Raw genomic sequence first — 13545 nt, forward strand, 5'->3', positions numbered from 1 at the left:
AACTTATGAGCATAGAAAAAATTGTTGAACAAGCTTTACAAGATGGTTATTTAACACCTTCTATGGAAGCAGAGGTAGGATTAATTTGTAACACGGCTTCTGAATTATCAATTGAGGAATATATGGCTCTTGATCGTTTAATGGGAGCTTTATTAACAGGAGAAGTTGTTGTTTTACCTCGTAAACAATTTATTAATGTTATGGAAGAACTAGTGCTGTCTGAGGCTATCGCACGAGTGACAGAGATTGAGGCCACTAGCGAAAAAACCCTTGATGTGGGAGATATTGCAGCTTATGCTTTAAATAGACTTCCTCCTTTATATGCTACTACAGAGGAGGGCGCTCAGTTTCAAAGGTCTAAAGCTAAAGATGAACTTCAAAATCTAATTTCTCAGCAGATAAATGAAGCTATTGCTCAAAATATAGATAGACAACCAATTAATTCTACACCTTTTGGTAGTTATCCTGATGTTGGTTCACAACTTAGTGAATTACTTAAATCTTATGCTCCACATTATGAACAATAATCTGATTTATAATTAAATTATCCTGACTAGATAGGTACATTAGGCTTGTTTGTTCTAAGAATAAAAAAATTATATAAACAAAAAAAATATTTATATTAGTAATTATGAAGTATTCTAAATTATTATTTGCTAGGTAAATATGTAGTTTTTTTTACATCAAAAATTGACAATTCTATATCATTATTTATTTTGTTTATGAACAAAGTGGACTAAATTTTAGAAATACCACCTATGAAATAATTAGAGTAGAGATGTTTGAAAACATCTTCTACTCAACAAATAAAATTGAAATAATAGCAAGGAGAATGTTTTGTATATCAGTACATAGTATCTTAGAAAATGAAAATACAGTCAAAATACTAAATATTCAATAATTCAATCTTTAGGTATTTATTATTAATTACTATTTTTTGAAGTATTACTAGGAGAAGTAGGTATATTTCCTTCTTCTAAGCTACGACGTTTATCTCTTTTTTTCCTCGCTGCCATCAGAGAATCTTCCATAGCATTACGAGCTTGAATTATTCTCTCTAAATTGCTACGATACATTTCGATATCTTTTAATAATTTTTCTTCTGGCAAGTTTAAAGCCTGGGAAATTTTCTTGATCGCTTCTGTACGCTGCGGTTGTTCCTTAACTAACTCTGTATCTGCTATTTCTAGTAAAGTGAATAAACCTATAGCAAATAAGCGATTATACTTAAATTTATAACCATCTGAAATAGCTCTTAAATTATCTTGCAAATGTTGAGCATCATCTCTATCTGCTGATAAGCAAATCCACGATATCATATCCTGTCCAGACATTTGGCTCGCTAAATCTTCTAATCCTTTAGCATCTGCACGGTATTTATCTGAGTCCTCTTCTTGTGCTTGAATCAGAGCATTAAAAATAGAAATTTTGTCCTGTTCAGGAGAGTATCCCTCCATAAAACGGTCAAAAGCTGTAACTATACCCAAAGCATAAAATGGATTATAGCTATAATCAGCATTGACGGAAATCAGGTGCATTTCCACTAACAGCTCTTCAACAACTCGATTGTATATGGAGTTAATTGGACGGGTGTGAGAATTATAAAAAGCTTTCTTAGTATCTGAGACAGTACGAATATTATTCACCTAGTGTTCTAATTCTATAATCCCATCCCTGTCAGATGTTGATTTCCTACTAGGCCAGCTTGAAAGCACATAGTACTGGAAAAGCAGGGTGGGTTTGACTTTATGAAATACCTACAGTAATAACTAAAATTTGACATATTCTCCGGCGGTCAGGCGCGAAGATTCTCCTGAGACCACAATTCTTGGCTTGCTGACGCAAGGCTACGTCAACAATGAGTTCACTTAAATCAGATACCTTGAGATACCTAATCCAGAGATAGTTCTCTTCCCAAGGGTTTGCTCTATTTCAATACCCTGTGGACTTATGCCCTACGGTACAGTTCAAACCTTAAAAAAAACTTTGGTTTTCTGGTACTTGTTGCTTAGAGCTTTTCCATGTACAAGCATTACTGTACAAAACTCCATAAATCTAGTTTTCAAGGTTAAGTCAGCTACTGATTTAAGTAGCTAGGCTTTTAGAGTGGTTAGATACTTTCCACTTTTTATAGAATAACACAAATTCGCCCTGAAAGTAGGAGGCTTTAAACCAAATTTTTCGGTAAAAAATAAAATTAAAATAGTTAACTTAGTTCTTACTGGTTTAATTGATCGTGACTGTATGGCACAGTTGAATATTCTATCAACTTAAGGGCCAAGTACTAATTATTTTAATCTTCTCGAAAACTACTACACAAATATTAGGCCAACTACCTTGTCTTTCCTATTAGTCCTATTAGGAATTGTGGTGACACAACCTGGTATAAACAAGGTAATTGTTTTCCATCACAAATTTGCTTGTAGCATATTGTGTATATATAGACTACATATATTTTACAACTTTGCTACAGTCAATGCTTTAAAAGTTGTCGCTTCCAACCTTTAAATTATGATAATTTAGTTAAAAATAGCACAAGTAAGGATTAAACATAAAACTATAATTAATTTTCTTTGATTTTAAAGTTGAAAATAGCCTTCAGCCTTCAAGATTACGGAATACTCTAAAACAATTGCAACTTAGAGTCTATTTTACCAAGCCTCCATAGCAATTTCAGTAGATAGTTTTTACTTACTGTTCATTTTATGTTTCACAAAATGCTAACCACTACATAGCTAGAAGCTATTTAAATTAATACTTGAGGTAATCTGTATAATTATTTTAATCAAAATTAAAAATCAATATGAACTTTTCTCCAGAGTTAATATCTTTAGCTAGATATCTTGCTGGCGAATTTGATAATTCTACCCAGGCGATCGCAGACCCCGCATGGTATGTTCAGCTTCGACTATGGCACAGACCTGTCCCTATTACTCTGTTTCCAGAACCTAGCATTGCTTTATTTGCCGAGCAAGCAAATATTCTCAAATTAGACCAACCATATCGACCTAGAGTTATGCAACTTCGACAATTATCAGATAGTCCCACATCCTCAGATAGTTCCACATCCTTACAAATTCAGTACTATTTACCAAAAGATGTGCCTTCTATTCTCGGGTCGGGGAAAAACCCAGAAATTCTTAAACAGCTTAAACCTAGCCAAATGAAGTTTTTACCTGGTTGCACTCTAGAAGTGATCAATCACAACCATGGCCAAGATAATGAATATTTTCAAGGTATTCTACCTCCTGATGCAGTTTGTGGCTTTACCTATCAAAGTCAATATTACCAAGTTGAACTAGGTTTTGAAGTTAACGCTCAAGAGTTTCTTAGTTATGACAAAGGTATAGATCCGCAAACAGGTAAAGGTACTTGGGGGGCTTTATTGGGGCAATATAAATTTATGAAAAGTCGTAGCTTTAGTTCAGAACTGATGTTATAAGTAGTGCAGTAATATTCTAATTTCTCAAAAAAGGCCACCAGTTTTTAATGATTGGCAGCCATTCAGATTATTAAGCTTAACTCTGAGTTCAACTTAAATATATATTTAACCAAATAACAAATCCATACCCACTGAATTTGCATTAATTGCAAGTAAGGTAGACCATAAGGCAAAAATAATACATTCTAAATAAGTGCAATTAAAATTCTGATTGGGGATTTTGAACTGATGCCAAGCTAGAACAAATTAATGTCTGCATTTAGTCATCAACAAAAAGTCAGTTTCTACAAAAACTATGATAACTTTTACTGACACCAATTCTAGAAGATTCAGTGGATTTACCATAAAACTTTTTGTTAAACAAAATTGTCAGCCTTTAATCCAAGGAAAATTCACCAATAGTTCTAAATAATAATGGTAAATAGGACTGAAAAACCCAACATACCCTTACTAAAATAATGACAATTTATGATGACTAATTGACAATCATCTTGTCAGCTATATACTTTTACTGTATTGTGACTGGTCTTGGTAATCCCATTTCAATCTAATTTGAATTTATTAAAGAAGTACTCTGCTGGACAGTTTGTTTAGATATAAAATTGATTAAGTTCTGCTTAAACTCAACACTGTTTAAGCTCTATTCCCTTCACGGACATCACGATAATCAAGAGCTTCTTGTTCTGTTTCAAAAATCTCAAACACAGAATCCATCATAGTTACTTCAAATACCAGTTTAGCTTCTGGATGAACACTACAAATTCGGAAACTACCCTTAACTTTGTCAGCATCTCGCATCCCTGCTACCAGAGATGTAAGTCCAGAACTATCAATAAAATTAACCTGACCTAAATTGACCACTACATGACGACTTAGTTTGGATATACATTCCTGCAACTTGAGGCGAAACTGCCAAGCTGTTGTGATATCCAAGCGTCCAGTTGGTGCTAGGACGATTACTGTTGTGCCGTCCTGAGTTGTGTGGGTTTTTTGCTCAATATGAATCACTGACCCTTCCCTCGGGATGATATAAACTATGGTGTTTGCCCATATAACTGTAGTTTAACTCAGATAAATTAATGATTTGGTTTCCAGTTAGCCCAATCATGAGGCTTTAAAAATACTTCATATAGTTCAGCTTCTGGTGTATTGGGTTCTGGACTGTAGCCATATTCCCAACGAACCAAAGGTGGCAAAGACATCAAGATTGACTCTGTACGACCATTGGTTTGCAAACCAAAAATTGTACCTCTGTCATACACTAGATTAAATTCAACATAACGGCCACGTCGGTATAGCTGAAAGTTGCGTTCCCGATCGCCATATTCCATGGGTTGCCGTCGCTCTACTATTGTTTTATATGCTGGCAAGAATGATCTACCACAATTTTGTACAAATGTAAATAAGGATTCCCAATTACGAGATTCAGGAACTCCTAACTGCTGACTATAGATTGCTGCTGGTCCTTGACTATCTGGCCCTTTGTATAATTCCCCTTGACCATCTTGATAATCAAAGAAGATACCCCCTACACCTCGCATTTCTTGACGATGCTTTAAGTAAAAATACTCGTCACACCATCTTTTAAATACAGGATAATACTCTTTATGGCTTTTGTCACAGGCTGCTTTAATAGTTTGATGAAAGTGATTTGCGTCTTCTGCATAGGGATAGTAAGGTGTTAAATCTATACCTCCACCAAACCACCATACAGGTCCTGCTTCAAAATAGCGATAATTAAGATGCACTGTTGGTACATAAGGATTTTCAGGGTGCAGTACCATTGAAGTGCCGGTCGCATAAAAACCATGACCTTCGGCTTCTGGTCTTTGTGCTAGTATGCTTGGTGGTAGTTTATCTCCCCACACTTCTGAAAAGTTAACTCCTCCCTGTTCAAAAACCGCACCGTCTCTAATTACACGAGACCTTCCTCCACCACCACCTGGGCGTTCCCAACGGTCTTCTTTAAATTTGCCTATTCCATCTAGTTGCTCCAGTCCTTGACAAATTTCATCTTGTATATCCTGCATAAATTTACTGACTCGACCTTGGGTACTACCCAGTGATAGAGATAGAGGTGTTGTTTTTTGAGTTTCAGTGGAAGCTGTCATAGGTACAATATGTGTTTCAAATTGGCTAAAAATTATATGTATCTTTCCAGACTTTTTATCCTACCATGCTATCGATCGTCTAGTAAAATTTTCCTGTTTTTTCCAGTTTTTTTTGAGTAAATCAACCTATCTTGTCATCAGAAGATGTCAAATACTCAACTATAATTCTTAATTATTTAATTACTCTTGCCTATTGATTTACATCTAAACTATATGATTATGATACGGCAGACGATAAATTCTTGATGGCTTAAAAAAGATTTTGTAGCTAGTTATTATTGATTCTTTTACTAATTACTAAATTTAATTTTTTATCTCATTGGCAATCATTTCTCTAGACGACCTAAATTACATTAATTCTTAGGTTAAGATTCATTACTTTTATTAAAATATCAAATTAATAATTAATTTAATTATTAGTAATTAAGTGAAGAAAATATTTAACATTATCTTGCAAATAGCAGATATAATTTAAGAAAAATTTAATTTTTGAAGGATATTATATGTCAACCATACCTGATACTCAATCTATTTTAGATGTTTTACGGCCAGTGCAAGACCCAGAACTGCAAAAGAGTTTGGTAGAACTAAATATGATTCGCAATATTAAAGTTATAGATGGACAAGTTAAGTTCACCTTAGTATTGACAACTCCAGCTTGTCCATTACGAGAATTTATTGTCGAAGACTGTCAAAAAGCTGTCAAGCAACTTCCCGGTGTTAAGGAAGTTATAGTAGATGTCACAGCAGAGACTCCTCAGCAGAAAACTATACCTGACCGCCAAGGTATTGATGGAGTGAAAAATATTATTGCTGTTTCTAGTGGTAAAGGTGGAGTGGGTAAAAGCACAGTAGCAGTGAATGTAGCTGTGGCATTAGCTCAAATGGGCGCTAAAGTGGGTTTGATTGATGCTGATATTTATGGCCCTAACGACCCAACGATGTTAGGTCTAGCAGATGCTAAAGTTATGGTACAAGCAGGACAGTCTGGAGAAGTCCTGGAACCAGCTTTTAATCATGGAGTAAAGTTGGTTTCTATGGCTTTTTTAATTGATAAAGATCAACCTGTAATTTGGCGTGGTCCAATGTTGAATGGAATTATCCGACAATTTTTGTACCAAGTGCAATGGGGTGATTTAGATTATTTATTGGTAGACTTGCCTCCTGGTACTGGGGATGCTCAATTAACATTAGCTCAAGCTGTCCCTATGTCTGGAGTGGTAATTGTGACAACACCTCAAACAGTGGCATTATTAGACTCTCGCAAAGGTCTAAAAATGTTTCAGCAGTTGGGGGTTTCTGTATTAGGAATAGTTGAAAATATGAGTTATTTTGTCCCTCCAGATATGCCAGAGAAAAAGTATGACATTTTTGGTTCTGGTGGTGGTAAAAGAACAGCAGAGGAACTAGGTGTACCACTACTTGGAGGTGTTCCTTTGGAAATGCCTGTTAGAGAAGGTGGAGATGCTGGAGTACCTATTGTAGTTGGCGCTCCCAACTCTAGTTCTGCTCAAGAGTTGAAAGCGATCGCTCAAAAAATTGCTGGTAGAGTTTCTGTTGTAGCTTTGGCATAAAATAAGATTTATAGATGCCAAAAATATTACAATAGAAAAGCTTTTATTTTCCTAAAATTAAGAAAATTTTTGATAGGAGTAGAAAACAATGATTTTACCTGGTGTAGCAGTTAAAGTTAAAAATATTAGTGATACTTATTATGGATTTCAAGGACAAGTTCAACGAGTAAGTGACGGTAAAGCTGCTGTATTATTTGAAGGTGGAAATTGGGATAAGTTAGTAACATTTAGACTCTCAGAATTAGAGTTAGTAGATGCTACGGCAGGTCGCAAGAAAAAATAATTTAGCTAGTAAATAATAGATTTTTTTCATTACTGAACAATTTAGGTTGAAAGTCTTTTATTTGCAAGAATAAATCAAGAGCAAAACAAATTATATAACTTGAAGGAGAGGTAATTATTAATTGTAGAAAAACATCAAGAATGGTATGATATTTTGGATGAAATCTTAATTATTTACCACCTACAACCTTCTTCAATACTTTGGGATAAGTTAGTAACATTTAGACTCTCATAATTAGAGTTACAGCACTTTTCATATTGATGAATTACATCGCCACAATCAAAATCCTGTAGGGAAGTTCCATGGAATGTCACTACAGTGACCGAAATGAAAACCGCTGTAGTAGATGCAACGGCAGGTGGCAAGAAAAAATAATTGGTGTTAGCTTAAATGTAATGAGAATTAGACATCTACTCCACCCATAGGGAGTAGGAAGTAGGCAGCTTTGCTGTAGGGAACCCACCCCTCGCCCCTCCCCCTCCCTAGAGGGGAAAGAATTGATAATTTCTTTGGGATATAGATATTGATTTTTGATTCTTGGAGATGTCTATTAGCTGAAGGTAAAATTGAAAAACTGATGTTTTGCGCCCAAAGTTAATCTCAAAATCATTACCACTCAGCAACGCCAAATAATTTAGTTAGTAAATACTAAGTTGTTTTTCATTACTTAATAATTCAGGTTTTAAGTCTTTTATTTCCTGTGGAAATCAAGAAAAAAATCCTGTTTTCCAATTCTAGAAATTTTAAGGAGAGGTAATTATTAATTGTAGAAAAACATCAAGAATGGTATGAGTTTTTGGGTGAAATATTAATCATCTACCACCTAAAACCTACAAGTTACCACCTACAACCTACCACCTTCTTATATACTTATGCGTCTTCCTTTACCCCAGTTTGCTAATACAAATCGTCAGAACAATTACATAGCTGAAGTAATAGAAACAGCAACAACAGAATTTTTGGCTCAATGTTTAGAACCAGATGAGCTAGATTTTCCGATGATGCCTGCTTTTGGTACTTGGGTAAAATCGGAGGATGAACAATCAGGAAATCAGATTTATGGAGTGGTTTATTATGCAACTACCTTGCCTATTGATTCAGTACATAGAGCAAGAGCTTTAGGGATGTCTTTAGCTCAGTTACGGGAACAACAACCACAAATTTTTGCTATGTTGAAGACAGAATTTAGGGTAGCAATAGTAGGTTTTAAGTCTCAAGAAGAATTAAATGGTTCTACAGCAGAAAATGGCAGAATTTACCAATATCTTCCACCCCGTCCACCTCAAATTCATCAAGCAGTTTATTTATGTGAACCAGAAGAAATAGTTAGGTTTAGTGAAAAATTAGATTTTTTGCGGACTTTATTACAGTTATTTAATGCTCCTGTTGATGCTTTAGTAGCTGCTACTATTAGAGAAATTTATCAACTGAGAAAAGCCGACCGTAATTGGTTAGTTCAGGCAGGTAGAAATATGAGTGTTTTGTTGAGAGATGATTATGACCGCTTAAAAATAATATTAGGGCAAATACATCCTTAATAGCTGATTTATCCAGTAAATAATTAAGAGGCTGGATGATTGGCAAGATAAGGTTTTTTTCAGCAATTAAAAATTAACAATTCCCTCTTATTAAAAGGGAGAGGATTAACGCCATTGGAAGAAAATATTTTTTCCCTATGATAGGAGCTTGGAAAAATGAATAATTAATAATTATTAATTATTCAAGCAGTTATATTTAGGGGAATTCTAACTTAATTAAAGGCGAGGTTAAATCAGGGTTTGAGCTAAGTTGACGAATCAAATTTATAACTCAAAAATGATGATTAAACGAAAAGTATTTTACATATCTTTGTTTCTACTGTATCTAGTATTAGCAATTATAATAGTTCCTATGATTGTTCCCTTAAAGGAGGAATTTCAACTCAATTTTGATGAAGGACTTCAATTAATGAGGGCTTCACTTTATATGCAAGGCTACTCACCGCAGACAGAAATTTGGAGCGATCAGCCTTTCTTTTTCCCAGCCCTGCTTTCATTATGGTTTAGTATAGTTGGAAAATCTGTTTTTTCAGCACGCCTTTTGACTGTAACTTTTTCAGCATTACTAATATGGTTTTTCTTTGAAACTATTCGTATTTCTTTAGGAATGTTCCCCGCTCTTATTGGAGCAATATCATTGGCTGCTTCATCAGGGTTTATCAGATTTAGTAGTGCTGTTATGATCGGAATTCCTTCATTATCTTTAGCCGTAATTTCTATCTACTTTTTATTTATTTACAAAAAGAGTCAGCAAAAATATTTATTGATTATTTCCGGTGTTCTTTTTGCATTGTCTTTAAAAATTAAATTTTTTACAGTTTTTTTAATCCCAATTATTTTACTTGTTCTATTTGATGTCAATAAAATTAATGTTGAATCAAATCAGAAGCCAAGAAGTAAATTGATGTACCCTTTACTACTTTGGATAATAAGTTTAGTTGTTATTTTCTTGATTGTTTCATTATTATTTAATGAGTTAAGCTATGAACAGCTTTTTGGTACTCATTTTGGAGAAGAAATTCAAGCTGCATTTACCATGAAAAATGGTTTTGAAAAGCTAAGTAAAGTCATCATCAATAAAGATTACGATCTATTTTCTTTAGCTATTTTCGGTATATTAGTAGTTTTTGTGAGGCATAGATGGGAAGGTATATTTCCAGTTGCATGGCTAGGAACAGGAACATTGCTTCTTTTAAATCATAGACCAGTATGGCCACATCATTATTGTCTCATTGCTATTCCTATGGCTTGGTTGGCCGCTTATGCATCTGTTCCATTCTTTGACCTTTTTCAGCAACGAGAATTTAGATTAGGAAATTATTTTTGGGCAAGTATTTCATTGATTTTAATGATATTTGCATTATTAACATTAAAACCTAAAGTTTCAAAAGATATTCCTAGTCTTCAAAAAAACTATGAACCACAATTTGCAGTTATAAATCGTCTAATAGAGCATAAAGATTCAACAAAATGGCTATTTACAGATGTTCCAATTTATGGTTTTTATGCAGATTTACTTGTTCCTCCAGAAATTGCGGTGTTCTCTACTAAGCGCATAAAGACAGGCCAACTGACTCAAGATGAAGTATATGAATTACTTGTAAAATATCGCCCTGAACAAATTTTAATCGGTAGATTTAAGGGTTTTATATATACATCTAGTGATGTTGACTCATATATAAACAAATTCTATTCAAAAAGCAATGATATTTCTGCTGTCGATCACTATATTTTAAAGTCTTTAAAATAAGCTTTTTAATTTGCCAAGCAACCATTAATTTTTTTTCAGATTGGAATGTTAGTAGTATTGGTAGGGATATATATGACATCAAATTCGGTGGAATTGGACATAAAAAAATATCCAATTGTCATTTCAGTTATCAGTTATTAGTTACCGAATAGTTACCGAAAAATTCTGGTCTAAAGCCTCTCCTTTAAAGGAGAAACAAGAAAAAATTTTCATGATTAGTCAATCCTATCCGTTTCCAAAGAGAGGTAATTATTAATTATTAATTATTAATTATTAATTGTTGAACAGTACCTCTACAATAAGGAGGCTTGAAATATAGAATATTCTCTTTTTTTATCCCCTTGAAAAGGGAGACTTGAAGTAAGCATTCAGCATTCAGCATTCAGCATTCAGCTTTATTACCTTTAAAGGAGAAAAAAGCAATTTTATCAAAGCTTCAGAGTACGAATATCTGGCTGAGAATGTAGTAGAAATTAAATGAATGCTTGCTTCATTCATTAGACATCTCCAATAATAAAAAATCAAATCAATTATCGCAAAGCAATTATCAATCTACTCCCTACTTCCTACTCCCTATGCATGGAGGAGATGTCTATTAAAAAGCTGATAGCTGACCGCTAATAACTGAATGCTTACGACTTGAGACTAAAGTTTTTCGGTCATAACTACGCTCATCAAAGTGATTATCTCTACTTCTGACTCCTGACTCCTAAAGACTTAACCATTCCATAACCGTTTAACGGGATTTGATATGATACACTAGAAAAGTTGTCTAAAATCGCACATCTGGGTAGTCGGGTGTTCTACAGATTAAGAATCTATGAGAATGCACCTGGATGGAGGATTAAACCCGAATAGGAGATTATAATTATGCCAGTTGTTAGTTTGGCTCAATTGTTAGAGTCAGGAGTCCACTTTGGGCATCAGACCCGTCGCTGGAATCCAAGAATGTCCCAGTATATTTTTACAGAGCGTAACGGCGTTCATATTATTGACCTTGTTCAAACAGCTCAATTAATGGAAGAAGCTTACGACTATATTAGAACTGCCTCTGAACAAGGAAAAAAATTCTTATTTGTTGGTACGAAGCGTCAAGCTGCTGGTATTATCGCTCAAGAGGCCAGTAGATGTGGAGCTTATTATATTAACCAACGTTGGTTAGGTGGGATGCTCACTAACTGGACTACTATTAAAACTCGGGTAGAAAGACTCAAAGATCTAGAGCGTCGTGAAGCAAATGGGGCACTAGATTTACTCCCGAAAAAAGAAGCTTCGGTTCTCCGTCGTGAAATGGCTAAGTTACAAAAATATCTGGGGGGTATTAAAAATATGCGTCGCTTGCCAGATGGAGTTGTCATGGTAGACCAGCGACGAGAGTATAATGCTGTTCAAGAATGTCAGAAGTTGGATATTCCTATAGTTTCTTTGTTGGATACGAATTGTGACCCGACTCAAGTTGATATTCCAATTCCAGCTAATGATGATGCTATCCGCTCAATCAAACTTATAGTAGGTAAGTTGGCTGATGCTATCTATGAAGGTCGTCATGGTCAACTAGAAACTCTGGATCAAGAAGATTATGATAGCTATGAAGAATATGAAGAAGATTATGATTATGATGGAGCGGAAGAAGAATTTAATGTAAGTGATGATCAGGAAGAGTCATCAGCAGAAAATAATGAAGAAGAATAAAAAATTCTAGGTAAGCATTCAGCCGTCAGTTATTAGCTATCAGCTATTAATTTTGAGTATGCGTAAAAGCAACCTTTAAAATTGAAAAATAATAAAAAGTTACTGCCATGGGTTCCAGGACAAAAACCTTAGAAGTAATGAATATAGTCATTTTAAATAAGAATGAAATACTTTTTCGGCGGAAACCCTTTCACCGCAAAAAATACTTCTCTTAATCTAAACTAAAATGACTATAATTACGAATTGCTGATAGCTGACTGCTGATAGCTGAATGCTTTAATATTATTGAGTAGTTGAGGTGGGGTTTTTAGGGATAAAATACAACGTAAATTATTTCTAAAAAGCCTACTTTAAATTAAGGCACTAAAGTAGGATTAATTCCTAAATATTAAAATTGTAGTCAAGTTAAATTGAGGAATAAAAAATATGCCAGAAATATCTGCAAAGTTAGTTCAAGAATTGCGTAAAGCAACAGGCGCAGGCATGATGGACTGCAAAAAAGCTCTCGAGCAAAATAATGGCGATATTACTAAGGCTACAGAATGGCTAAGACAAAAAGGTATTGCTTCTGCAGGAAAACTTGAGGGTAAAGTAGCAGCAGAAGGACTGGTTGAAAGTTATATTCATACAGGTAGCAGAATTGGCGTTTTAGTAGAAGTAAATTGTCAGACAGATTTTGTTGCCCGGAATGAAGCATTCAAACATTTAGTGAAAAGTATTGCTATGCAAATAGCAGCTTGTCCACAGGTAGAATATATTTCAGTAGATGAGATTCCTACGGAATTTGTGGAGAGTGAAAAATCTATAGAAATGGGTAGAGAAGACCTTAGTAAAAAGCCGGAAAATATTAGGGAAAAAATAGTTCAGGGAAGAATAGAAAAGCGACTCAAAGAATTAACATTAATGGATCAACCTTATATTAAAGACCAAAATGTCACAGTGGCAGAGTTGGTTAAGGAAACTAGCGCTCAGTTAGGTGAAAAAGTACAAGTACGTCGTTTTACACGATTTGTTTTGGGAGAGGGTATTGAGAAAAAAGAGGAGAATTTTGCTGAAGAAGTAGCAGCACAAATGGCAAAGGAATAATTGATAAATAATCATAATTAAAAATTAAGAATAGCAGAGATAATCTGTTTATTTTTAATTTTTAATTGT

11 protein-coding genes are annotated in these 13545 nt (G+C 34.3%); 8 read left to right on the plus strand and 3 right to left on the minus strand.

Features of this window, described 5'->3' with window-relative positions:
- Positions 1 to 5: 5 nt before the first annotated feature.
- Positions 6 to 527 (plus strand): late competence development ComFB family protein, encoded by a 522-nt coding sequence (locus tag D5R40_RS05060; RefSeq protein ID WP_124145733.1) that lies wholly within the window; start codon positions 6 to 8, stop codon positions 525 to 527.
- Between the two features lie 396 nt (positions 528 to 923).
- On the opposite strand, the gene psb29 is transcribed toward D5R40_RS05060, so the two are convergent.
- Positions 924 to 1646 (minus strand): photosystem II biogenesis protein Psp29, encoded by a 723-nt coding sequence (gene psb29, locus D5R40_RS05065; protein ID WP_124145732.1) that lies wholly within the window; start codon positions 1644 to 1646, stop codon positions 924 to 926.
- A 1157-nt stretch (positions 1647 to 2803) separates the two neighbouring features.
- Between psb29 and D5R40_RS05070 the strand changes: the two genes are divergently transcribed.
- Positions 2804 to 3442 carry a chromophore lyase CpcT/CpeT gene (locus D5R40_RS05070; protein WP_124154307.1) on the plus strand — a complete coding sequence of 213 codons (639 nt, stop codon included), beginning with the start codon at positions 2804 to 2806 and terminating at the stop codon, positions 3440 to 3442.
- 633 nt (positions 3443 to 4075) lie between these two features.
- Here the strand turns inward: D5R40_RS05070 and D5R40_RS05075 are convergent.
- Both D5R40_RS05075 and hemF read right to left on the minus strand, forming a co-directional pair.
- Positions 4076 to 4450 (minus strand): STAS domain-containing protein, encoded by a 375-nt coding sequence (locus D5R40_RS05075; RefSeq protein ID WP_124145730.1) that lies wholly within the window; start codon positions 4448 to 4450, stop codon positions 4076 to 4078.
- A 68-nt stretch (positions 4451 to 4518) separates the two neighbouring features.
- Positions 4519 to 5553 (minus strand): oxygen-dependent coproporphyrinogen oxidase, encoded by a 1035-nt coding sequence (hemF, locus tag D5R40_RS05080; RefSeq protein WP_124154308.1) that lies wholly within the window; start codon positions 5551 to 5553, stop codon positions 4519 to 4521.
- A 503-nt stretch (positions 5554 to 6056) separates the two neighbouring features.
- On the opposite strand from hemF, the gene D5R40_RS05085 reads away from it, so the two are divergent.
- The 6 genes from D5R40_RS05085 to tsf all read left to right on the plus strand — a co-directional run bounded on the left by D5R40_RS05085 (position 6057) and on the right by tsf (position 13476).
- Positions 6057 to 7127, plus strand: coding sequence for an Mrp/NBP35 family ATP-binding protein (locus tag D5R40_RS05085; protein ID WP_124154309.1), 1071 nt, complete (start codon positions 6057 to 6059; stop codon positions 7125 to 7127).
- Between the two features lie 88 nt (positions 7128 to 7215).
- Positions 7216 to 7410 carry an NAD(P)H dehydrogenase subunit NdhS gene (locus tag D5R40_RS05090; RefSeq protein ID WP_124145727.1) on the plus strand — a complete coding sequence of 65 codons (195 nt, stop codon included), beginning with the start codon at positions 7216 to 7218 and terminating at the stop codon, positions 7408 to 7410.
- A gap of 872 nt (positions 7411 to 8282) precedes the next feature.
- On the plus strand, positions 8283 to 8948 hold the full coding sequence (locus tag D5R40_RS05095; protein WP_124154310.1) for an HAS-barrel domain-containing protein: 666 nt from the start codon (positions 8283 to 8285) through the stop codon (positions 8946 to 8948).
- 277 nt (positions 8949 to 9225) lie between these two features.
- Positions 9226 to 10698: a glycosyltransferase family 39 protein gene (locus tag D5R40_RS05100; protein ID WP_124154311.1), complete on the plus strand. Its 1473-nt coding sequence runs from the start codon at positions 9226 to 9228 to the stop codon at positions 10696 to 10698.
- Between the two features lie 870 nt (positions 10699 to 11568).
- Positions 11569 to 12390 (plus strand): 30S ribosomal protein S2, encoded by an 822-nt coding sequence (gene rpsB / locus D5R40_RS05105; protein WP_124145725.1) that lies wholly within the window; start codon positions 11569 to 11571, stop codon positions 12388 to 12390.
- A 426-nt stretch (positions 12391 to 12816) separates the two neighbouring features.
- The gene (tsf, locus tag D5R40_RS05110; RefSeq protein ID WP_124145724.1) at positions 12817 to 13476 is read left to right on the plus strand and encodes a translation elongation factor Ts; all 660 of its coding nucleotides are present in this window, start codon (positions 12817 to 12819) and stop codon (positions 13474 to 13476) included.
- Positions 13477 to 13545 lie beyond the last annotated feature (69 nt).

Source organism: Okeania hirsuta, from assembly GCF_003838195.1.
Taxonomy (GTDB): Bacteria; Cyanobacteriota; Cyanobacteriia; order Cyanobacteriales; family Microcoleaceae; genus Okeania; species Okeania hirsuta.